The following is a 23489-nucleotide window of genomic DNA, read 5'->3' on the forward strand; positions in this document are numbered from 1 at the left end:
GGGAGGGAGGCGTGGCCGATCAGGCGTCCGTCGGCGTCGGCGAGCGGGGTGAGGGCGAGGTCGTGGACGGGGACCTGTTCGCCGGTGACGGTGGTGACGACCGTGTCGGCGGAGGTGCCGGCCGGGGCCGGGTCGGCGTACACCCACTGGCCGGGGTCGGTGACGGTGTCGCGCGCCAGGATCGCGGTGTCGCCGAACGGGGTCGTGGACAGGTCGACATGGCCGGTGTGGGTGTGGACGCGGGTGCCGGTGCGGTCGGCGACCGTGCGGGCCAGGTCGAGGCCGTACCGGGCGGCGCGCGGGGCGACCAGCCACACCGGTCCCGGCCGGGTGCGGTGGCGGGCGACGAGGTCGGCGAAGGCGTCCGGGGTCAGCCGTACGGGCGCCCCGTCGCGGTGGGCGAGGACGGCGGGGGCGGTGGTCCCGGGGACGCCGGGGTCGTAGTCGAGGCGCCAGACGGAGGCGTCGGCGGCGGCCCGGATCGGGCGGGCGGTGGCGGGGTCGGCGGTGGGGACGAGGTCGTGGCCGACGATCCGCCCGCTCCCGTCGAGGAGTTCACGCGTGTCGAGGTCGTCCAGCCGCAGGGACCGCGGGGCCCGGGGAATGGTGGTCGTCGTCTGGTCGGTGCGCGGGGCGAGGACGGGGTCCGGCTGCCGGGTGACCGGGGTGCTCAGGCGCAGCCGGGCGGCGTCCCCGGCCAGGACGTCGGCGTCGCGGGTGTCGGGGTCGAGGCCGAGGTCGCGCAGGGTGCGCCGGGTCTCCTCCAGACGGCCCTGCGCCTTGGCCTGGGGCCGTGCCGCGTTCCGCGCCTGGCGCGCGGCGGAGTGCTCGGTCAGCGCGGAGTGGTAGGCCGTCAACGCGTCGGTGAGCCGGGTGAGTTCGGGGTCCGTCACCAGGGGCGGTACGGAGGGGGCGGCGGTGGCTCTGCTCTTGCCCTTGGCGCGGGTGGCGGGTTCGGCGGTGCGGGGCTCGGTGCGCCGGCCGGCCTCGCGGGTGAGGCCGGTGGAGGTGACGAGGGCGGGGGCGTTGCGTACGGCGTCGAGGTCGAGGGGGCCGTCGACGTACCGTCCGCCGTGGCCCTCCCACTGGTAGCGGTTGCCCTGCCGGGAGGTGCTGAGGGCGTAGACCAGGGTGTCCACGCGGCCGTCGGGGGCCAGGACGTGGGCGAGGGAGGCGCCGCCGCTGCCGCCGTCGAGGTGGACGTGGAGCGCCTTGTTGGCGTGGACGGCGTTCTCCCGGGGGCGGCGCAGACCGGCGGCGACCTCGCCGAGGACCTGGGCCTGGTCGGCCGAGAAGCGGTCGGGGCGGACGTGCGCGGCGTGGACCAGGCGTCCGCTGTACTCCCAGGTGCCGCTGTCGTGCGGGGCGAAGGCGGCCATTCGCCGGTCGATCTCGGCGCGCTCCTCGGCGCGTTCGGCGTCGCGTTCGGCGCGGGCGCGGTTCCAGACGGCGCGGGCGGCGTCGGTGACGCGGGTGCGGTAGTCGCCTTCGAGGAGCAGACCCCGTTCGTCCAGCCAGCGGTGGAAGTCGTCCTCGAAGGCCGTCAGGGCGGCCTCGGAGGTGTGGAGGAAGGGCGCGAACGTGTAGTCGCGCCAGAGGGCGGGGTCCTTTCTGAGGTCCTCGGTCACCGTCGGGGCGCCGAGCAGCAGGGGCAGCAGTTCGGGGTGGCCGGGCAGGGCCTGGGCGAGGGGCGCGGCGTCCGGGGTCAGCAGCAGTTCGGCGGCCTCGGGGACGGTGGCCAGGGCCTCGGCCCACACCGAGGTACGGGCGGCGGAACGGTTCGCCGGCCGGGCCGCCCGCTCCGTCCGGTCGGCCCGGGACGCGGGGGCCGTCGCCGTACGGGCCGCGGGCGTCGGGCTCTCGGTGAGGGCGCGCAGCAGGGGCTGCGGTGACGGGTCGTCGGTGAGGGCGGGCAGCCGTCCGTCGCGGGCCAGGGCGCGCAGGGTGTGGGCGGTGCCCGGGGTGGTCAGCGCGTGGGACGTCCAGGCCGGGGTGGTCAGGAAGCGGGCGGTGAAGCGGGGTTCGTCGTCGAGGAACGCGGTCAGGTCGGGGTCGGAGAGCAGCCTGCGGGTGTCGGCGGCGTCCGGCCGGGGTGCGGTGGTGTCCCGGGCGGCCAGGGCGGTGAGCAGGGCCGCGCGCGGGGCGAGCCGTCGTACGAGCTGGGCGGTGAGGGCGTCCGCGAGGGTGCGGTCGGTGCGGGCCGCCCGCCACAGGGGGCTGTCGGCTCGGGCCTCGTCGAGGAGGTGGTGGCTGCGCAGCAGGGCCGGTGCGAGCCAGGGCGCCGCGTGGACGTCGTCCCGGATCCGGGGGGTGTCGGCCAGTGCCTCGGGCAGGCCGCGCACCGCTTCCAGGGCCCGCCGCAGGGCGGAGCCGTCCGCGGCGAGCCGGTCGGTGGTCTCCGGGGCCCGGCGCAGGAGGCGGTGGACGGCGGGGCGGCGCTGGAGCAGCCGGGCGACCTGCCCGTCGGCGGCGAGCGCGCCGACCACCCCGGGGGCGGCGGTGGCGGTCCGCGCCAGTTCGGGGTCGCCCAGCACCACCGGGATCTGGTCCTGGTGCCGGATGAGGAAGCTCGCGAGCGGCGGGTTGTCGAGGAACGCGACGTAGGCCGCTTCCGTGGTGAGGGTGTCGGGCCGGTCGGCCAGGGCCTGTCCGAGGCCGGGTACGGCGGTGAGGACGGTCAGCAGTTCCGGGCGGCTGCTCAGGGCGGTGAGCAGGGGCAGGCTGCTGACCGCCGCGCGGACCGTCACCGGGCCTTGGGAGCGGGTCACGGCGCGGGCGAGGTCCCCGCGCAGGTCCGGCTCCCGCATCAGCAGGTCGGCGGCGGGACCGCCGTCCGCGAGGACCCGGACGACGTCGTTGCTGCGGCTGATCAGGGTGATGTCGGACCGGCTGGTCAGCCTGGCGTTGATGTCGGGGCGGTACATGAAGAGCCGGGCGAGGTCCGGGCTGTCGACGTACCGGGGCAGCAGGTGGGGGTTGTCGGCCAGCCAGTGGCGGTTGCGGTGGTCGGTGACGAAGAACCGGTAGAGGTAGTCGTTGGTGCGCAGCGCCCGGGTGAAGGACGGCTGCGCGTGGATCAGCGCCAGGCTGAAGTCGGCGGGGTCGGCGACCAGGTCCAGCAGGCCCCCGCGATCGCGCAGTGCGGGCAGGAGTTCGGCGTTGCGGAACAGGGCCGCGCCCAACGCGGGCCGGGACTTGGCGAGTTCGAGGATGCGGGGGTGGGCGCGGGTGTCGCGGTTCACGGCGAGGAGGTGCGCGTCGTCGTCGGCCGAGCCCCCGCTGAACCGGGCGCGCAGGACCGTCCCGGCCTCCGCCTCGGTGCGGTGGAACAGGGCCGCGAGGCTGACGTCGTGCGGCTGGAGGACGATGCCCTCCACGGACACGGTGGGCTCACCGGTCGAACGGACCGTCTCCAGAAGGTCGTTGACCCAGGCGCGGCTCTTCTTGTTCTTGGTGTTCTTCTTCGTGTCGGCGATCCGGGTGAGGGCGCCGTCGAGCCGCCCGGTGAGCAGGGCCGGCGCGAAGGCGGGCCGGGCCACCGCCTCGGTGAGGGCTTCGGGCGCGGCGAGCAGCAGCTCCCGTGCGTCGGCGCGGTCTTCGAGGACGGTGAGCATCCGGCGGTCGCCGTAGAGGCGCTTCCAGTGCTGTGCCGACAGCGGCAGGCCGGGCCGCTTCGCCATCTCGCGGACCAGGAGGGGGTGGGCGCGGAGGTCGGTGAGGAAGGCGGGGGTGGACAGGGCCGCCGCCGCACGGGGGTTGCGGACGAACAGGGTGAGCAGGGCGCCGCCGTTCTCGGCGACGGCGTCCAGGAACTGCGCGCGGTGGGCGCGCAGCGCGTTGAGCGGGGAGTCGCCGCCGGGGACGCGCAGCAGGGCCGCGGCACGGTCGTCGGTGCGCAGGCGGGCTCCGAGACCGTCGTAGACCTGGTGCATGGGGACGGCGGCCGAGACGGTGGCGACCGTGTCGGCCACGCCCGGGTTGCGGTACACGGCCTCGCGCAGGTCCGGCCGCTCGGTGAGGAACTCCGCCAGCCGCCGGACGGCATGCGCGCCGTCGGCGGCGGTCACGGCGTTCTCCAGGACGGGATGGCGCAGCACGGTGGCGAGCACGCGCGGGGCGAACAGCTCGGCGGGCGCGCCCGCGGCGACCAGGGCGCGCAGGGGTGCGCTGCCGGGCCGCAGCAGTCGGCGGTACTGGTGGGGCTCGGGCAGCAGACCGGGGTGCCGTGCCAGCGTCTCGGCGAGCCGCCTCTCGCCCTGCACCACCCGGGCCTGCGCCGGATCGGCGAGCACCGTCGCCGCGGTGGCGTCGGCGGCCCGCAGACGTTCCAACGGCGGTGCGGAGGGGCCCGGTTGGGTGACCCGTGCGGTGCGCCGGGGCGGGGCGGCGGCCTCGCGCAGCGCCGCGGCGAGCCGGTCGTCGGGCACCGTGTCGAAGGCGCGCGGGTCGTGGGAGAGCGCCTCGGCGACCGAGGCGTTGTCCACGGCGGCCTCCACGAGCGCCCTGGAGCGGGCGATCCGCGCGCCGAAGGCGGGCACGTCGGTCAGGACGTCGACCAGCCGCGGGCCGCGCGCGAGGACGTCGAGGACGGAGGTGTCCCGCAGGGCCAGCGCGAGCAGTCCGGGCACCTGGAAGAGGGCGTACGCCTGGTCGGCGCGCGAGCGCAGCGCGGCCCGCAGCTCCTCGTGGGCGAAGAGCTGCCGGTAGTCGACGGCGGGGGCGGTGACCGGCGGCGCGGTGGCGGACGCGGTGGTGGCGGGCGGCGCGGTGGCGGCGAGGAGTCCGGACAGCAACGCCGTCTCGTGCGCGAGGACTTCGGCCCGCTGCACCGGCCGGTCGCCGCGGGGCAACGCCTCGGCGGCCTCCGGCACGCGCGCGACGAGGGCGCTCAGCTGCCACAGACCCGCCGACGCCACGGTCCGCAACAGTTCGAACTGGCCGGACAGCCGGTGGGCCAGCTCGGGGAAGGTGAAGAGCCTGTCCGTCCACGCGGCGCCGCTCTCGATCGCGTCGAGCACGTCGCGGCGGCCCGAGGGGGTCCTGGCCACCAGGGCCCCGAGCAGGTGGCTGTCGACGGCGAAGGTCTGCGCCTGCTCCGGGTGGTGCCGCGCCATGTCGCCGAGGGTGCGCAGCAGGGTGGGCGAGGAGGCGAGGGCGTCCGGCATGTCCGGGTGGGAGAGCAGGAAGACGTTGAGCCACGGGTTCGCCGCCGCCTGCTCCACGAGATGGACGGCGTCCGGCCGCAACACCCTCTCCACCAGGGGGCGGTTGGCCGCGTCGGTCCACTTCGGGTCGACGCTCACGAGGTTGGTCAGCGCCACCACCGGGATCGTGTCGTGCCATCCGGCGTGCTGCACCAGGGCGGTCACCCGCCCGAGGAGCTGAGCCCTGCGGTGCGGGGCCTCCGTGGTGGCGGAGGCGGCGGCGCGGTCCAACTGGGCCCGGGCGGCCTGGGTCAGGGGCGCGGGCGCGGGCGCGGAAACGAATACGGATGCGGATGCGGATGCCGGGGCCGGGGCCTGTTCGGGGCGGGCGGCCGTCGCGGCGGTTCCGGAACCGGACGCGGTGGGCTGGTCCTGCTCGGAGGCCGAAGCGGGAGCGGGGGTGGTGGCGTTGGCGGACGGGGTGGCGGACGCGTTGTTTCTCGCGGCTGCCGACTTCCGCTTGGGGGCGCCCGCGCGCACGCGCCCGACGGCGCCCCGCAGTTCCGGGTTCTCGGCCGCGAGCCGGTCCGCGAGCGCCTCGGCGGCGCCGGGACCCTGGGCGTGGAGCCGTTCGGCGATCCTGACCAGCGCGACCCGGCGCGCGACACGGCGGGCCTCGACCTCGGGCTCCCGCCCGATCTCCAGCGCGGCGGCGAGATAGCCGCCCGCGCCGAGCAGCAGTTCCTCGGCGGTCCGCACGGAGACCCCGAACCGCGCGGCCACGTCACCGACTTCGTGGACGTCGAGCAGATCACCGACGCGGGCGGTCTCCTGCGCGGCGGTCTCGTGCGCCGCCGTCTCGTACCCCGCCGTCTCGTATCCCGCCGTCTCGTACCCCGCCGTCTCATACCCCGCTGTCTGGACCGTCCGCGTGTACTCCTGGCGCAGCGTCTCGATCCGCTGCCGGGCCCACTGGGCGGTGTCCTCGCGGGTGATGGTCAGGGGCTCGCCCGTCCGGTCCGCCATCAGCGCGGCGAAGTCCTGGTGGACGCGGTGGCGGCCGACGGTGTCCGTGCGCAGGGCGTCGAGCTCGTTCAGCAGCCGCGTCACGGCCTCGGTCCGCTCCCGCGGCCCCAGCAGGTCGAGCCGGTCCCGCAGCGGCTCGGTCAGCTCGGCGCGCCGCTGCTCGTACTCCGCCGCCAGAGGGGGCCGCCACGCCCGCTCGGGGGCGAAGCGGGCGGTCACACCTGTCAGCGCGCGCTCCAACGACACGGCGGCGTGGGCGCGTTGCTGGAGTCCGCGTGCGGCGTCCCGGGTGTCCTCGTCGAGCCGTGCCAGCAGGTCCTGGCGGACGCCGTCGGCACCGGGGTGGGTCAGGAGGGTGACGCGGTCGGTCACGTACGCGGCGCGCAGCGCGGTGAGTTGCCGGTCGTACCAGCGGCGTTCCTGGGCGGTGGCGCCGGACCAGCCGTCCGCGAGGTCGGTCCGGGCGCCACCGTCGCTGCGGGGTGTCAGGAGGGCCCGGTCGAAGGCCGTGCGCGCGGCCTGTTCGGCGCTCCACACCGTGCGGGCGTCGGCGTAGCGCTGCCGGTGCTCCGCCACGGTCTCCGGTGTCGCCGCGGTGGTACGGAACTCCTCGCGCAGTGCGTGCGCCTGCGGGGAGTCCCGGAAACCGGTCTCGTCCCCGGCGGACACGGTGGTGCCGTGGGCGACGGTGGCGATCTCGCGTGCGAAGACGCCGTCCGCGCGGTCGTGCGCGGCGAGGGTGTCACGGACCGACGCGAGCCTGCTGTCGAGGCCCGCGAGGGCGGTGGCGGGGTTCTCGGCGTAGGAGGCGGCGAAGGCCCGCCGGGCGTCCTGGACCACGGCGGAGTCCAGGACGGGGTTCCTGGCCGAGCCCGAGCCCGAGCCCGAGTCAGAGTCAGAGTCCGTGTGCCGGGACAGCCGGGTGTCGAACTCGGTGAGGGCGCGCTCGCGGTTCTCGACGGCGTTCCGGAGGCCGTCCAGTTCCCGCGCCACGGTCGGCGCCGCGTCCCGGAGCAACTGGACCGAAGACCCGTCGGCGGGGCGCGCGGTCTCGTTCAGGGGGCCGTGCTCGAAGGCGACGCGTTCGACGACCCCGCGTGCCGGGTCCAGCCGCCAGGTGGGGTTGTCCCGCCAGGTCCGGTACGTCTCGTCGCGGCGCCGGAACTCCTCGACGGTCTGTCGCCACTCGGCGCGGGAGGTGCTCTCCAGGTCGGTGCGGGCGAGCACGGTGCCGCCGCCGTCGGCACCGGCGGTGCGGGCCGCGTCCCACCGCTGGGAGAACCGGCCGCGCAGTTCCGAGAGCCGCTGTTCGTACTCGTGGCGCAACCGCGCGTTCGCGAGCGTCCCGGACGGTGTCTCGACCTGCCGGGCCATCTCCTGGAGGAAGTCGTTGCGGCCGATGACATCCTGGAAACCCGCCGCCAACTGCGCCCGCCACCGCGCGTTCTCCGACTCGGCCGCCTCCAGGGCCGAGCGGGCCTGCGCCTCGCGCGACTGCCGCAGATGGTACGGGTTGCGGGCCTCGTCGCTCAGCGCCTCCCACTCGGCGCGGACCCGGCCGGTGAAGGCGTCACCGGCGTCCCGTTCCCGGTCCAGCCAGGCGCGCAGGTCGCGTTCGTCGGGGCCGTAGAGCTCGTGGAAGCGGCGCATCCAGTCGGCGCGGAAGTCGTCGGAGAGCCGGTCGTACGTCGTGTCCTCGACGGCGAAGACGCGGCGTTCGCGGCCGGTCAGCTCGCTGTGCTCGGCGGTGATCCGGTGGAATCCGTCACCGCCCTCGCTCAGCGCGCGGCTCATCGCGCTCTCCAGCGCCGCCCACTCGGGCAGGGACCGGTCGACGACCGGCAGGTACTCGCGGGTGAACACGGTGTCGGCGCGCCGCACCCGGTCCAGCCGCAGAGGCCCGTCGCCGTCCCGGCCCGCGAGGTCGCCGAAGACCTTGGTGACGTTGTCGCGGACCGCGTCGCGGACCCGTGAGGCGACCGACTCCGGCACGTCGGCGCGGGTGACGACGTCGTCGGCCGCCTTCAGGGCCTTCTCCAGGCCGAGCCGGAACTCCAGCCGGGCGGGCAGCTCCCCGGTCAGCCGGTCGTCGGCCTGCCGCAGGTGCGTGGCGTACGCCTTCCACTGGCGTGCCGTCAGGTCGCGGGGCTGCCGCCCGTCCAGGAAGGCGTCCCGGGCGGTGTCGAGGTCCGCGCGGTGGCCTGCCGCCACGGCGTCGCGGTCGACGGCGTTGTGCTCCAGCGACCACAGCCGGGAGCGCCGGAGCCACTCGCCGCCGGCCGCCGCGACCTTCTCCTCCAGGCCCGTGCGCAGGCTGTCTTCGACCGCCGCCGCGCGCAGCCGGGCGCCCCAGCGGTTCTCCAGGTCGCGGAAGACCGGCTCCAGGGTGTGGCGGCCCGCCCGCCACGCGTCGCCGCTCAGCCGCAGCGTCTCCGGGCCGTCCTGGCCGGGCAGGCGGAGCGTGCGCTCGCGGAACTCGGTGCGGAAGTCGTCCCGGGCCCGTTCCAGCCAGGCGGCCGGTCCGCCGTCGGTGCCGTCCGCCGTGCCGGCGGCGCGCTCCAGGTGGCGGCGGACGCCGGCCGCGTCCACGGCGCGCTCGAACACGGCGTCGGCGCGGGCCTCCAGCTCCACCCGTGCCCGTACGCCCCGGGTCAGCTGGGCTATCCCGGTGTTCAGGTCGTCGTGCAGCCCCGTCCAGTCCAGCGGGTGGGCACGCGAGCCGTTCTCGGCGCGGCGGGCCTCGGCGAGCCGGTGCACCTCGCCCGCCGCGTCCCGGGTGAACGAGGCGCGCGCCCGCTCCACGACGGCCGCCGACGGGTCCGTCCAGGCACCGGCCGAGCCGCGCCACAGGCGTACCGGCTCGAAGGGGGCCTCCAGGCGGATCCCGGTGAGCGTCTCGTCGAAGACCGCGCCCGTCACCCTGTCCGTGTGCCGGGCGGCGGCGGTGATCTCGAAGTCGTCGCGCAGTCCCGCGGCGAGTTCGTCGAAGCGGTGGGCGAACTCCGAGCGGGCGATGTCGCCTTGCCGGTACTCCTCCCAGTCGGCCCGCCACCGTTCGTCGAACCGTTCCTTGACGTACTGCCGCCAGCCCTCGGCGATCGCGCGTGCCTCGGGCGGCAGTTCGACGTGGTCGCCGCGCAGCCGGACCTGGCCCTCGACGGACTCCAGTCGCACGTGCGTCCGCGACGCCGGGGCTCCCTCGCCGTCCCCGGCCGTCTCCAGGGCGTCGGCGTAGGGGCGCCGGTTCGCCGGGGCGGGGTCGGCGAGCCGCTCGGCGAAGGCCTCGTCCAGCCGCCGCTGGGCCGTCTCCTCCACGGCGAAACGGTCCCGGAAGCCGTCGGTGACCGTCTCCTGCTCCGCCCGCCAGCGCCCGGCCAGCTCCGGATCGTCGCCCCGGAAGACGAACGGGTCGAGGTGGAGGGTGCGGGCCGCGACGACGGGGGCGGCCGGTCCGTGCACCTCCTCGAAGCGGCGCGCCCAGTCGTCGCGGAAGGCGTCCGCGATCCGGTCGCGGGCGGCGCCGTCCAGGTCGAGGGCCCGCGGCCCCTGGCCCGATCCTCCTTCTTCCGCGGTGAGGCGTTCGAAGCGGGTGTCCGCCTCCTGACGGGCCTGCGTGCCGGCCTCGTCCAGTGCGGTGCGGTGCGGCAGGGACCGCTCGACGACCGGCACGTACTCGCGGCCGAACGCCGTCTCCGCCTGGGCGATCCGGCGCAGCCGCCATCCTCCGTCGCCGTCGCGGCCCGCGAGGTCGCCGAAGACCCGGGCGGCCTCGTCCCGTACGGCCGTCCGCACCCGAGGGGGAACCGGATCACCGGTGTCCGCGCGGGAGAAGAGCGTGTCCGTGGTCCTGAGGGCCCGTTCCAGGCCGAACCGGAACTCCATGCGGGTGGGCAGGTCCCGGGTCAGCCGGTCGTCGGCCTGCCGCAGGTGCGTGGCGTACGCCTTCCACTGGCGCGCCGACAGGTCGTGCGGCTGCCGTCCCGCCAGGAACTCCTCCCCGGCCGCGTCCAGTTCCGCCCGGTGGCCGGCCGCCACGGCGCCCGCGTCCGGATCGGGGTCGCCGGGACCGGCCGCGCGCAGGACGGACCGCTCGGCCCACTCCCGGCGGGCCGCCACGATCTTCTCCTCCACTCCGGCTCGCAGGCTGTCCTCCACCGCCGCCGCGCGCAGCCGGGCGCCCCAGCGGTTCTCCAGATCCCTGAACGCCGGTTCCAGGGAGCGCCGTTGGGCCCCCCACTCCTCCGGTGAGAGCCGCCAGGGGTTCCGCTCCTCGCCGCGCGGCAGCCGTCCGGCGCGCTGCTCGGCCTCCGTACGGAATTCCGCGCGCGCCCGCTCCAGCCATGCGCCGGGACCGTCGCCGCCGTTCTGGTCCCGGCCCGCGTGACGGCGGACCCCCGCCGAGTCGACCGCCCGCTCGAACGCGGTGTCGGCCCGCGCCTCCCACTCCAGCCGCGCGCGCACGCCCCGCGCCAACTGGCCCGGCCCTGCCCCGGTTTCGTCCACCCGTGACCGCCGGGCGTCCTCGGCCGCGTCCCGTACGAGAGTCCGGCGGGCCTGCTCGACGGCCGCCGCGGACGGTTCCGTCCAGGGGCGCCCGGAACGCGACGGGTTGTCGCGCAGCCCGGCCAGCGTCTCGTCGAAGGCCGCGCCCGCCCTGTCGCGTGCCTCGCGGGCGGCGGCCGTGCCCTCGATGTCGGCGCGCAGCGCGGCGGCGTGCTCGTCGAAGCGAGACAGGAGGGTCTGCCGGCTGATCGTCCGGTGCTCCAGGTGATCCGCCAGGTCGGACCGCCACCGTTGGTCGAACCGGTCCCGGACCTCCTGACGCAACGCCTCGGCCTCGACCTCGGCGTGCCGGTTGTCCTGCCCCGACGGGCCCGTCCGCTCCGCGAACGCCTGCTCCACGCGCCTTCCGGCGGCGTCCTCCAACGTCAGCCGAAGCCGCGTGTCGTCGACCAGCGCCTCCTGCTCGGCCCGCCAGCGCTCGGTGAGCCGCGGGTCGTCCGCCTTGAAGGCGTAGGAGTACGCGAGCGGTCTGCGGGGGGAGGGCGTAAGGGTGGGCGCGGCGGCGACGGCTCCCGGTGCATCCCGCTCGCCCCGCCCCGATCCGGCCGACGCGTTCCCGTCGGCCTCGGTGACCCCCCTGGGCGGGACGTCATCGGGCCCGCGCCCGACCGGGACGTCACGGGCCGGGGCGGGTTCGGTGCGGGGTCCCTGACCGGGGGTGGAATCGGCACGGGGTGCGGGGCCTTGACCGGGGGTGGAATCGGCACGGGGTGCGGGACCCTGACCGGGGGTGGAATCGGCACGGGGTGCCGGACCCTGACCGGGGGTGGAATCGGCACGGGGTGCCGGACCCTCGGTGCGGAGGGAACCACCGGGTGCCGAACTCGTCGACGGCGCACCGGATGCGGTCCGAACCGCGTCGGGGGCGGCGGCGGTTCGGGGCTCGGGGGGTGGGGCCGAGGTGCGGGTCTCGGGGCCGAGACCGGGGCCGGAGGTGGAGGTGGAGGTGCGGGACTCAGGGCCGGACGTGGAGGTGCGGGACTCGGGGGCAGGGGTGGCCGTCCAGGCTTCGGGGCCGGGTGAGGCGGTTCGGGTTCCGGAGTCCGAAGACGCCGCCCGGGCCTCGGAGTTGGGGGCGGCCGTCCGGGCCTCCGGTCCAGGGGTGACGGTCCGCGCCTCGGAGACCGGAACCACGCTACGAGCTTCAGGTGTCGGCGTGGCGGCCCGAACGCCGGAGTCCGAAGACGCCGCCCGTGCGACGGGGTTAGGGGCGGCCGTCCGGGCCTCCGGAGCGGGTGAGGCGGTTCGGGTCACGGAGTCCGAAGACGCCACCCGCGCTTCGGAGTTGGAGGCGGCCGTCCGGACCTCCGGACCAGGAGTGACCGTCCGCGCCTCGGAGACCGGAACCACACTACGAGCTTCAGGTGTCGGCGTGGCGGCCCGAACGCCGGAGTCCGAAGACGCCGCCCGTGCGACGGGGTTGGGGGCGGCCGTCCGGGCCTCCGGAGCGGGTGAGGCGGTTCGGGTCACGGAGTCCGAAGACGCCACCCGCGCGTCGGAGTTGGAGGCGGCCGTCCGGATCTCCGGACCAGGAGTGACCGTCCGGGTCTCAGCACCCGGCGCGCTCGTCGCCTTGGACGCCGTCGACACAGGCGCCGCAGGTGTCGTCTCCGCGGGGCGGGCCGGGGAAGCCGTTCCGGTGGAGGTGGAGGTCGAGATCGCCGGGTCGGTGGCCCGGACCGGAGAAGGAGAGGGGGAGGGGGAGGGGGAGGCGGTGGCCGTGGGGCCACTCGTCGCGGGCGTCTCCGCACGGACGCCGCCCGTGACCGACGGAGTCCCGGGCACCGTTCCCGTCGCTTCCGGTGCGGCCCCCGCCACGTTCACCGGGGCACGGGATGCCCCAGGCGTGGTGGTCGCCGTGGGGGTGGAGTCCGCGAAGCCCGGCAAGCCGTCCTGCGGTGCCCTCACGACGGTGGGGCCGCCGCTCGCCGAGACCACGGGTCCGGTCACGCCGGTACCCCTGGGCGCCGAACCCGCCGAACCCGCCGAACCCGCCGGACCTCCGGTCGCAGACCCCGCCGCGGCAACCGGGCCCCCACCCGCCGAACTCGCCGTAGCCGTGGGCTCCCCGCCCGCCGGCACCGCCGTGGCCGTCGGTCCCCCACCCGCCGGGGTGGCGGAACCCCCGCCCTCCGAGCCGGTCGTACCACCCCGCCCGGAACCCCCGGCAGGCCCACCGGTCGCGCCCGCCATACCGACCGGGCCCTCGCCCACCGACCCCGTCGTAGCACCCCGCCCGGAACCCCCAACAGGCCCACCGGTCGTGCCCGCCGCACCCGTCGCAACAACCGGCCCTCCGGTCGCGGACCCTGTCGCACCACCCCGCCCAGAAGCCGCAGACCCCCCGGAAGCCCCGGAACTCCCGGAAGTCGCACCCTGCGTGCCCGTGCCACCCCCTTCGCCCTCGGGTCCGACCCCCGTACCGCCTCTCCCCGTCGTCGGGGTCGTCGTCACGGGGCCGGGCGCCGTGACATCCGGGGTGTCCGGGAGGGACTTGATCGTGTCGGCGAGGCCGGCGCTGGTGTCGTCGGGGCCCTGGCGGCGCCCGCCACCCGTGCCGGGCATGCCCAGGGCCGCGCCCGCCGCGCCGCCGAGGAAGGCGAGGCCCAGGTCCAGGTCGCCGCCGATCGCCGCGTTGGCCGCCGCGCCGCCGGCCACGCCCGCGACGCCGCCGATCAGCGTGCGCCCGATCAGCGAGTTGGAGTGCTTGGGCGCGACGACCCGGCCCAGTCCGGACAGCGCGCCGAAGGCGGCTCCGCCGATGGCTCCGCCGATCGCCATGTCCCTGATGGCGTCGCCGTCGAGCTTCTTGCGGCGGCCCTGGAGGATCTCGAGCGCCTGGAGCAGGGTCTCCAGGCCGGTCATCATGCCGGCGCCCGCCGCGGCCGAGATCAGCAGTCGCCGCAGGATCGCCATGACCACCTGGCGCACGCCCGTGATCAGCGCGGGAACCGCCGCGATTCCGAACAGGGAGTTCATCAGGAACGCCAGCTCGACCAGCATCCAGGACAGCATCGCGATGACCAGGTCGGTCGCGTGCTCCACCTGGAGGGCGAAGTCGTCGCTCATGATCTGGAGGTTGTCGGCGGCCTGCGCCAGCACCGGCAGGGTGCTGTTCAACTGCCGTATGTAGTCCGAGAACGCCTCGGCCGGCTCACCGCTGACATGCCCCTGCACCTGCGCGTTGGCGGCGTTGATCTCGCTGACCGCGCTGACGACGTCACGGCCGAAGTCGGCCCAGATCCGGCCCTGTCGACGCAGTCCGTCGGGGTCGGCCTTGGGCAGTTCAGTGCCGGTGAGATAGGCCATCACCCGCAGGGGCTCGGGGACGGCGGCCACTAGCGGCGGCCCCCTCCACCCGAGTTGCCGCCCTGTCCCAGTTGGGTGTTCAGCCGCGCCGTCGTCCGCTGGGCACCGTGCTCCGCGGCCTCGAACAACGCGGCCATCTTCGTCAGTCCGTCACCGGCGTCGGTCACGGCGACCCCCACCCCGCGCGCGCCCTCACGGACCAGCGCGGCCTGCGGATCGTGCTTGCCCTTGAACCGGGCGCCGAAGACGTCGTCGCCCGCCGGGTCGCCGAGCGCCGCCAACTGCCGTCCCACACCCGCGGCGAGCACCCGGAGCCGCTCCGCGACGGGCCGCAGCACCGCGGCCGCGTGCTCCAGGCCGTCGGTGTCGACGATCAGACGCTGCTCCGGCACAGCACTCACCCCAAGGAGAAGAAGGAAGAAGAAGGAACAGGACAGAACGCGTGAACAGAACAGGCGGTCAGCGGTGGGCGATCGGTGGTCCGTCGCCGTGGTCCTGGGCCATCCCGCCCTGTTCGACGTACGCCCGTACCGCGCCCGGCATGGCGGGTTCGCTCGGCAGGAGGTGGCCGACGTCGGCCGTGCCGCGCAGCAGGCTGCCGGCGTCCACGTCGTCGGGGAGGTGCGGGTCGAGGAGTTTCGCAAGCTCGGCGGTCGCCTTGCCGCGGGCCTCCTGGACGGTGGTGACGAGGAGGTCGGCGAGTTCCTTGGGGGCCATGCGGCGGTAGGCGCTGGTGGGGAACTCCACCGACAGCAGCTCGCCCTGCGGGCCGACCGTGACCTTCATGGCCTGCGCCTTGGCGGTCGCCGTGCCGGACACCTCGCGCATCCGGCGCTGGAGGTCGCCGATCTGCGCCAGCTGGGTGCGATAGGTCTCCCCCAGCTGCTCGATCTGCTCGTCGAACGGTGTCGCCATCCACCCACTCCCTCTGCCTCCGCGGCGGCCTCACGCTCGCCCTCGCGCTCACGTTCGCGCTCGCGCGGTCCGCCCCGGTTCCCGGTCCCCTTCAATCAACCCGACCGGCCCCGGCGGGGAAACAGCAGGTCGCCGCGGCTGCACGCTTGAACGCCGACTCTGTCCGAAGGGGCGGACGGCAACTGCCCCGCCGCGGACGTTCCTTGGTGCACGACCGGCGTCCGGAAAGGCACCCTTCCGCTCCGCCACCCCCGTCATGCCGCCCTCGTCCCTACCGTCACCCCGTCCCTCCCTCCCCTCCGGCCGCCCCTGGAGCCCTCGCGTATGGCTGCACGTTCCCTGCTCACCTCCCCCGGGGCCGTACGGCGGGTTCGTGCGGCGGCGCCCGCGGGGCTGCTGCCGACACCGCCCGACGACCGGGAGAAGCACGCGTACGTCCGGCGGCACGCGGGGTGGCTGGCCGGCACGTCGTTCGTGGGGTTCGCGTGCGTGCTCTACAGCCAGGTCGACTCCGCCCGGCACGGACCGTGGATCTGGTGCTTCGCGCCCGTGCTGCTGCTGTCGGTGCTCGGGGTGCTGATCTCGCTGCGGCTGGAGCTGTCCGGGCGGGGCTTCGACCTCGCGGCGCACCGTGCGCTGGTGCGGGCCTGGACGCCCCGGACGTACCCGTCGGTGGATGTGTTCCTGCCGGTGTGCGGCGAGCCGCTGGAGGTGCTGCACAACACCTGGACGTATCTGGAGGGGCTCGCCGACACCTACCCGGGTGAGGTCGTGGTGCTGGTCCTCGACGACTCCGACAACCCCGAAGTGGCCGCGATGGCCGACGACTTCGGCTTCCGCTACCTGGTGCGGCCGGACCGGGGCCGGTTCAAGAAGGCCGGGAACCTGCGGCACGGATTCACGCACTCCGACGGCGAGTTCATCCTCATCCTGGACGCCGACTTCGCGCCGCGCGCCGACCTGCTGACCGAGCTGCTGCCGTACATGGACGCCGATCCGGCGCTCGGGATCGTCCAATCGCCGCAGTTCTTCCGGGTGTTGGACCAGCAGAACTGGATCGAGCGGGGCGCGGGCGCCGTGCAGGAGCTGTTCTACCGGTCGGTGCAGGTGACCCGGCAGCGCAGCGACGGCTCGATCTGCGTCGGCTCGTGCGCGGTGTACCGGCGCACGGCGCTCGCGGAGATCGGCGGCACCAGCCTGGTCGAGCACTCCGAGGACATGCACACCGGCTTCGACCTGCGGGCGCGCGGCTGGGACCTGCGGTACGTGCCGCTGGCCCTGGCGACCGGGCTGTGTCCGGACACCGTCGGGGCGTACTGCAACCAGCAGTACCGGTGGTGCATGGCGTCGATGAGCATGCTGGGCAGTGTCCGGGACTTCTGGCGGGTGCCGATGCGGTTCGCGAGCCGCCTGTGCTATCTGTCCGGGTTCGTCTACTACGTCGAGTCGGCGCTGCTGCTGTTCAGCGGACCGCTGATCGTCTGTGTGCTGCTGCTGTTCTTCCCGGAGCAGGTGAAGTTCACCGACATGCGGCTGCTGCTGCCGGGGCTGGCCTATCTGGTCGTCGTGTACCCGCTGTGGCACCGGGCGCCGTACCGCCTCGAGGCGTGGGCGGCGCGGCTGCTGTACAGCTGGTCGCACCTGTTCGCGATCTGGGACGTGGCGCGCGGCCGGACGATGGGCTGGCAGCCCACCGGGGCGGGCGGGGCGCGGCGCAGCACGACGCGGCGGCTGTGGATCGGCGTGTGGGCGTGGACGGTTCCGGCGACCGTGCTGTGGATCGGGGCGGCGCTGTGGCGGATGGACACGATGGTGCCGGAGGACTTCGCGCTGCCGCTCGCCTCGGGGCTGTTCTACGCGGCGGCCGTGCTGCGGGTCGTGGTCGTACCCCGGCCGGAGGACACCGCATGACCGGGCGTCCGGACCGCAGGAGCGTCCTGCGCGGCGCGCTGGCCGCCGCGGCGGTCACCGCCGCCGGGCTCACGGGCTGCGCGCCGAGCCGTACGGCGCCCGTCGGGGCGGGCGGGGAGGGCGCGGAGCGGCGGACGGCGCCGTACGTGCCGTTCGACGTGACCTGGCTGATCCGGCCCCGGAACGGGCGCAAGTACCTCGGGGTCTCCTTCGAGGGCGTGCCGGTGACGGCCGGTTACCTGGATCTGTGGGCGCGGCGGGCGGGCCGGGCGCCGACCCTGCTGGCGCAGCGGTTCGCGTGGGCGGAGGAGTTCCCCGCCGACCGGGTCGCGGCGGTGTGGCGGCAGCGGATCCTGCCGTATCTCACCTGGGAGCCCCGGGGGCGCACCCTGCGGGAGATCGCGGCGGGCGCGGACGAGAGCCGGCTGCGGCGCACCGCCGAGGCCGTCCGCGACCTGAACGTGCCGGTCGCGCTGGCGTTCGCGCCCGGCATGAACGAGCGCGGCCTGCCCTGGGGCCCGGACGCGGCGGGCGCCGAGGACTTCGTGGGGGCGTGGCGGCGGCTGCACGACCTGTTCCAGGACACCGGGGTGTCGAACGTCGTGTGGGTGTGGAGCCCGACGGTGACCGCCCGGCCCTCGGTGGCGCTGAAGCCGTACTGGCCGGGCGACGCGTACGCCGACTGGCTGGGGCCGACGGGCCGTTACGGCAGGACCGGGCCGCGCACCTACGAGGCGCTGTTCGGCCCTGTGGTGCGGGAGGCGCGGGCGTTCACGCGGGCGCCGGTGCTGATCGCCGGGACGGGCGTGGCGAAGGGGCGGCGCGAGGCCACGGTCGTCGAGGACCTGACGCGGGCCGTGACGACCGGGGACGACGTCGTCGGGTACGTCTGGCTGGACGCGGCCGAGCGGGCCCGGGAGGGGGCCGACGGCACGGCGCCGGCGGCGTTCCGGCGCGCGGTCGCCGACCGGCGGTTCGATTTCGACGTGAGGCGCCCATGACGACCACCGAGGAGAACCCCGTGTCCGCCGACGGCCACACCCCCGCGCCGACGGGTGATCAAGCCCTCGTGTCCGCGGGTGATCACACCCCGGTGTCCACGAGTTGGCCCGCCCCCGTGTCCACGGGCGGGCACGCCCCGGTGCCCGTCGGTGGCTACGCCCCGGTGCCTGCCGGTGGTTACGCCCCGGTGCCTGCCGGCCTTCGCCCCCCGGTGTCCAGCGACAGCGTCAACCCCGACTCCGTCAACGGGCCCGCCCCACAGTCCGCGATGTCCGCCGGCGGCTACGACCCGGAGTCCACCCTGCGGCTGCGCGTGCCGGTGCCGGCTCCCGGGCCACGGCCCGCCGCCCCGGCCCCGGGCTACACCTTCGACGAGATCCTCCGCGCGGACTGGGCGCTGGGCCGGGTCCCCGACCGGGGCTGGTCCGCGGCGCCCTCGCCGCGCCGGACCCGGGTGAGCCGGGCGCTGCTGGCCTGTCTGCTGCTGGCCCAGGCAGTCCTGTCGCTGCGGCTGCACAACAGCGCCTTCGAGGACGAGGCGCTGTACGTGTACGCGGGCCACGCCATGATCGACCACCTGTTCCACGGCGCCCCGGACTACGGCGGTTTCGACACCTACTTCTCCGGCTCGCCCGCCCTGTACCCGGTGCTGGCGGCATGGGTGGACTCGGCGGCGGGGCTGGCCGGGGTCCGGCTGCTGAGCCTGGGTTTCATGCTGGCCGCGACGGGCCTGCTGTACTCGCTGACCCGGATGCTGTTCAACGAGCGCTCCGCGCTGCTCGCGGCGGGCGTCTTCGCGGTCACCCAGTCGACGCTGTTCCTCGGCCACTTCGCCACCTACGACGCCCCGGCGGTGTCCCTGCTGGCGCTGACCGCCTGGCTGCTCGTCAGGAACGCGACCGGGCACTGGGCGCTGCCGCTCGTCGCGGCGCCGGTGGCCGCGCTGACGGTGGGCGTGAAGTACGCGTCGGCGCTGTACCTGCCCACGCTGGCGCTGCTGCTGGCGCTGGTGGCGTACCGGCGGCTGGGCGCGCGGGAGGCGGTGCGGCGCGCGGCGGTGTTCACGGCGGGCACGGTCGCGCTGCTGGGGATCGCCCTGCCAGCCACGGACTATCTCCAGGCGATCCAGAGCACGACGACGGAACGGGCCCACGGCACCGCGTCGTTGGGCTCGCTGGTGCGGGACAGCGTCCGCTGGGGCGGGCTGCTGTTCGCGCTGGCGTGTCTGGGCACGGTGCTGCACACGCGGCGGCACGGGCTCGGGGAGATCCCCGGGGACAGCCGGACAGCGGTCCTGCCGGCGCGCCGGTGGCGGCTGGCGCTGGGCGTCGTCCTGACCGGCACGGCGCTGCTGGCGCCCGCCTACCAGATCCACCTGGAGACCAGCATCTCCCTGCACAAGCACATCGGGTACGGGCTGCTGTTCGCCGCCCCGATGGCCGGCGTGGGCCTGTCCCGGCTGATGGGCGCCCATGTGCGGTTCCCGCAGGCGGCGATCGCGGTCGGGGTGCTCGCGCTGACCTTCGGCATGTCCCAGTCCGCGCAGAACTACGGCGTCTGGCCCGACACCGGGCATCTGATCCCGGAGCTGGCGAAGAACGTCCGGCCGGGCCAGAAGTGGCTGGGCCAGCCGCACGAGGCACCCGTCTACTACCTCAGCCGGCGGGGCCTGACGGACTACACGCTGTGGACGTCGATCTTCTACATCGACTACACCGGCCGCGAGGGCGAGCGTCTGAGCGGCCCGGAGGGCTACCGGGCGGCGATCCAGGACGGCTATTTCGACGGCGTGGTCCTCGACTGGTCCGACCAGCCGGGGGAGGTGCAGACCCTGATCCGCCAGGAGATGCGGACCACCGGCCGCTACCGGCTGGCGAGCGCGCTGACGTACCGGACGTCGGTGGGGGCGGGCCACTTCGAGATCTGGCTGCGGCTGTCCACGGCGCGCAAGGAATGACGGGACTCTGTGCCCGCGCGGGCACAGTCCCTTCCCCCAGGGGCGCGGAAGCACCCGGACCGCGGTCCGCTCTCCCTATGATCATCATCGGCACCGAACCGGACAGTGCGGTCCCGGACCGTACAGTTCCGGACAGTGCGGTTCCAGCACGACCACGGAGATGCCGCGCATGAGACGCAGCCAGGTGACGGGGACGAACGGCCCCCGTGACCGCACGCCCCGGCGGACCGGGACGTGACGGCGAACGACCAGGGCGGCGGCGGCAGACGGCGCCCCTGGAGGCCCGCACGATCCCGGCCTGCCGCGCCCGGCACGGTCGTACTCGACACCGCACCCAGCGCCGCGGCCGACGCCGGGCCGTTCGGGGTGCGGCGGGTCGGTGACGCCTGGCTGGTGCACCCCGCCGCCGGACCCGACCGCCAGTCCCTGCTGTTCGCCGCCGGGCTGGCCGCCGACCCCGAGTACACCCTCGTCGTCGTCGACCTGCCGCCGTACGCCCCGCTGGACGGCGTGGAGGACGCGCTGGCCCGGCAGGTGCCCGCCGGGTACGCCGGTCTGCGCGTGGTGTTCGGCCGGACGCCCGGCCAGGGCGCCGCGCCCGCCGGACGGGACCTGGCCCGGCGGCTCGGGCTGCCGGTCGTGGTGCCCGACGGCGTCCTGCGCCCCTCGGCCGGCGGCACCCTGTTCATCGGCGCCGACCGGGGCCGCGGCTGGGTGCGCTGCACGCCTCAGGGCGAGACCCGGTTCGTCTCCCGCCGCTTCCCGCGCCCCGCGTGGGACGCCTGGCTGCCCGACCGGCCCCGCCCGGTGGGACCGTCCACCGTCGCCGAACCGCTGGGCGCCGGGGTGTGGTTGCGGCCGGTGCGCGAGGACGCCGCCCAGCACCGTCACCGCGGCCGGCTCGCCGCCCGGCTGCGCCATCGCGACGACGCCCCGACCGTCGTCCTCGGCTCGCCCGGCACCCCGCTCCCGGCCGCCGAGGACGTGGCCCGCTTCTGGCACGGCCTGCCCGGCCATCTCCCGGCCGCCCCCCGCTTCGTCCTGTACGGCGCGGCGCCGGAGCCCGGGGACCGGCCGTTCGGCGAGACGCTGGCCGCCCTCACCGGAGAACCGGTGCACGTCTGCAACGGCTTCCCCACCGGCGATCCGCGCACCGGCCGGGACGCCCGCGAGGAGATGCTGCTCCTGACGACGGACGGCACGGACGGGGCGGACGCGACGCCCGGCCGCCCCGTCTTCGCCCGCGAGTTCCTGCACCTGCCGCCGCGACCCGGGGCCGGAGGGGCTCCCCCCGCCCCGCTGGCCACCGACCACCGCTGGCCGCTCGGTCATCTGCCGATGCTCCGTCAGGGCCTGTACCGGGGCGGGCGGGACGCGGTCCTGGAGGTCCTGCCCTGGGGGCTGTGGATCCGCCCGGCCGACGAACCGGCCCACGCCGACGACGTCCGCGCCGCGCCGGCCGACCCCCAGCACGCCCAGATCCTGTGCGACGACAGCGCCACCGCCGACCTCCCGCTCCTGCGCCGCCTCGCCGAGGACGTCGTACGGCGGCTGCCGCCCGAGGACGGCCTGCTGGTGCGGGTGGTGACCGCCGACCGCCCCTGGGGCGCACCGCACGCCGCCGTCCCGGACCCGGAGACGGACCTCGGGGACCACGTGCTGCCGGTGGAGCCCGAGCGGGAGAGCGGCGGTACGCCCAAGGACACCGCCGTCGTCGCGCGGGCGCTCCAGTACGAGCCCGGCCTCGGCGGTCTGCTGCCGCCGGACACCGTCCTCGCCGGACTGCTCGCGGTACGGCTGCGGCTGACCGTCGCCGCCTGGTGGGCGGAGCGGGAACCGGACGAGCCCGGCTGCGAGGAGCCCCCGCCCGCCGACCCCGCCACCTTCGCGGCCCTCGGCCTGCTGCCCGTGTACGACGGCGCGTGCGCGCTCCGCGCCGCCCTGGACCCGGCGGCGCTGCGCCGTTACCGGCCCGGCGCCACGGCCACCGCGCACCATCTGTTCGCGGCGTCCCTCACCGGCATGCCGGGGGCCCCGGGCGGCACCGACGTCGTCGTGCACTCGATCACCGGCCGCCGGACCGCGCTGCTGGAACCGGAACTGCCGGACCGGGTGCTGTTCACCCCGGGCACCCGTTTCGCGGTCCTCGGGGTGCGGACCCCGGCCCCGGCGGACGGGCGCGCGGTGCTGCTGCTGGGCGAGGTGCCGCCCCCGGGACACTGCGGGAACGGCGGGACCGGGGCGGAGACGGCGCGGCGGCTCATGTCCGCGCTGCGGCTGTGGCGGGCGGACGAGCGCGCCGGGGTGGTGCGCTCCCGCGACCTCGACCCGTTCGCCCGGCCGCCCGAACCCGACGGGCTCCCGCCCGCCCCGGCACGGCCGACGGTGCTCAGTGGGCGGTACCGCTGACCCACAGGTCGACGCCGTCCTGCTGGATGACGACGTCGCCGTCGCTCTGCAGGACGAGTTCGGCGCCGTCGTGGCCCGCCGTGCCGGAGGACCAGGCGGTCTGGTCGTCGGCGGTGTAGACGACGAGGTGGCCGTCGGCCTGGAACACGGCCCGGTTGCCGGTGCCCTCGGTGTGGGAGGACCAGCGGACGGTGCCGGTCTCGTCGGTGACGACGAGGTTGCCGTCCTCCCGCAGGGTCAGCGTGGCCCGCTCCGACACCACCGACTGCCCCGCTTCGAGGACACGCGTCGCCTGGACGACGGTGTCGGTGTCGGCGTCGGCGTCGGCCTGGTTCTCGGCTGTGGCGGCGGCGGTCTGGGTCTCAGGGCTGGCGCCGGTGGCGGCCGGTGTCTCCGGGGCGGGTTCCGGGGTCTGCTCGACGGGGGTGCCGGGGTCGGTCTGCTGGACGGCCGCGAGGGTCGTGACGACGGCGGGGTCCGCGTCCGTGCCAGGGCCCGCGCCCGCGTCCGTGACGGGGTCGGGGGAATCGTCGGTGACGGTGGTGGCCATGACCGTCGTCGCGGCGACCGCCTCCGGCTGCGCGACCTGGCCCGCGTCGGGATCGCTCTCGGGGGCGGCCACGAGCGCGGCGACCGGCTCGGGCTGGGCGGCGGCCCGGACGACCTCCACGGTCTGGGGAGGAGCGGGCTCCGGCTCTGAACTGACGTCGGGCTCGGCGGACTTCACCGTGTCTGGGGCAGGGGCTGAGGCAGGAACGGTCGAGGCGACGGGGCGGGGGGCGCGGATGCCGGGCCCCTGGAACGTCTTGTCCGGCGAGACCGGGACCGTCGGGGAGGCCGACGCGGAGGGTTCCGGGGCCTCGCCACCGGACCCGCTTCCCCGCTCGCCCGAACCCGGCGCCGACGTGGACGTGGACGAGGGTGTCGGCAGGTCGATGGTGAAGTTGGGGCTGGTGTTCTGCGGCGAGGCGGTCCGGTGGCCGGACGCCTCGTAGTCGGTGTCGTGGTCGCTCTGGTCGCCGTCGCCGAGCGCGAGGGGCAGGGCGACCAGGACCGCGCCCGCGACCGCCGCCGCGGCGATCATCGGACGGTGACCGGTCCGGGGCGCCGGGACGTCCTCGTCCGCCTCGGGGACGGGCGCGGCGGCCGGGTCGGGCGCGGTCAGGACGACCGCCCGCCGCATCCTCAACTGGTCGTTCCCCTGCGGAGGTTGGCCGCCCCGGGGCGTCCTGCGCTCAGCGGACATGGTTCCT

8 protein-coding genes (1 of these 8 cut by a window edge) are annotated in these 23489 nt (G+C 75.7%); 4 read left to right on the forward strand and 4 right to left on the reverse strand.

Annotated elements, in window-relative coordinates; all coding sequences use genetic code 11:
- The 3 genes in view from ACIPSE_RS32545 to ACIPSE_RS32555 are tightly spaced (at most 58 nt apart) and all read right to left on the reverse strand, a layout consistent with a single transcriptional unit that may run on beyond the window.
- A protein-coding gene (locus ACIPSE_RS32545; protein ID WP_401669656.1) for a hypothetical protein crosses the window boundary here: on the reverse strand, nucleotides 1-14072 show its beginning. The gene continues 18991 nt to the left of window position 1, outside the view; the window shows 14072 of its 33063 coding nt (coding positions 1-14072); the start codon lies at nucleotides 14070-14072; its stop codon lies beyond the left edge, outside the window.
- Nucleotides 14072-14443: a hypothetical protein gene (locus ACIPSE_RS32550; protein WP_401669658.1), complete on the reverse strand. Its 372-nt coding sequence runs from the start codon at nucleotides 14441-14443 to the stop codon at nucleotides 14072-14074. The genes ACIPSE_RS32545 and ACIPSE_RS32550 overlap by 1 nt, the downstream gene beginning before the upstream one ends.
- Nucleotides 14444-14501: 58 nt before the next feature.
- Entirely contained in the window at nucleotides 14502-14957 is a 456-nt protein-coding gene (locus ACIPSE_RS32555; protein ID WP_401669661.1) for a YbaB/EbfC family nucleoid-associated protein, read from the reverse strand.
- A gap of 324 nt (nucleotides 14958-15281) precedes the next feature.
- Between ACIPSE_RS32555 and ACIPSE_RS32560 the strand changes: the two genes are divergently transcribed.
- The 4 genes from ACIPSE_RS32560 to ACIPSE_RS32575 all read left to right on the forward strand — a co-directional run bounded on the left by ACIPSE_RS32560 (nucleotide 15282) and on the right by ACIPSE_RS32575 (nucleotide 22236).
- Nucleotides 15282-16868, forward strand: coding sequence for a glycosyltransferase family 2 protein (locus ACIPSE_RS32560; RefSeq protein ID WP_401669663.1), 1587 nt, complete (start codon nucleotides 15282-15284; stop codon nucleotides 16866-16868).
- Nucleotides 16865-17869, forward strand: a complete 1005-nt coding sequence (locus ACIPSE_RS32565; protein WP_401669667.1) for a glycosyl hydrolase — start codon at nucleotides 16865-16867, stop codon at nucleotides 17867-17869. The genes ACIPSE_RS32560 and ACIPSE_RS32565 overlap by 4 nt, the downstream gene beginning before the upstream one ends.
- The gene (locus ACIPSE_RS32570; RefSeq protein WP_401669670.1) at nucleotides 17866-19827 is read left to right on the forward strand and encodes an ArnT family glycosyltransferase; all 1962 of its coding nucleotides are present in this window, start codon (nucleotides 17866-17868) and stop codon (nucleotides 19825-19827) included. Before ACIPSE_RS32565 ends, ACIPSE_RS32570 begins: the two co-directional genes overlap by 4 nt.
- A 234-nt stretch (nucleotides 19828-20061) precedes the next feature.
- On the forward strand, nucleotides 20062-22236 hold the full coding sequence (locus ACIPSE_RS32575) for a hypothetical protein (RefSeq protein WP_401669672.1): 2175 nt from the start codon (nucleotides 20062-20064) through the stop codon (nucleotides 22234-22236).
- Here the strand turns inward: ACIPSE_RS32575 and ACIPSE_RS32580 are convergent.
- Nucleotides 22217-23482 carry a hypothetical protein gene (locus tag ACIPSE_RS32580; RefSeq protein WP_401669674.1) on the reverse strand — a complete coding sequence of 422 codons (1266 nt, stop codon included), beginning with the start codon at nucleotides 23480-23482 and terminating at the stop codon, nucleotides 22217-22219. The two genes, ACIPSE_RS32575 and ACIPSE_RS32580, sit on opposite strands and share 20 nt — an antisense overlap.
- Nucleotides 23483-23489: the final 7 nt, after the last annotated feature.

This window comes from Streptomyces sp. NPDC090106 (assembly GCF_044747265.1).
Classification (GTDB): Bacteria; Actinomycetota; Actinomycetes; order Streptomycetales; family Streptomycetaceae; genus Streptomyces.

Coding starts and splice junctions, on each gene's coding strand:
- ACIPSE_RS32580 (WP_401669674.1), bottom strand. CDS start 23,482: ATGTCCGCTGAGCGCAGGACGCCCCGGGGCGGCCAACCTCCGCAGGGG.
- ACIPSE_RS32555 (WP_401669661.1), bottom strand. CDS start 14,957: ATGGCGACACCGTTCGACGAGCAGATCGAGCAGCTGGGGGAGACCTAT.
- ACIPSE_RS32560 (WP_401669663.1), top strand. CDS start 15,282: ATGGCTGCACGTTCCCTGCTCACCTCCCCCGGGGCCGTACGGCGGGTT.
- ACIPSE_RS32565 (WP_401669667.1), top strand. CDS start 16,865: ATGACCGGGCGTCCGGACCGCAGGAGCGTCCTGCGCGGCGCGCTGGCC.
- ACIPSE_RS32570 (WP_401669670.1), top strand. CDS start 17,866: ATGACGACCACCGAGGAGAACCCCGTGTCCGCCGACGGCCACACCCCC.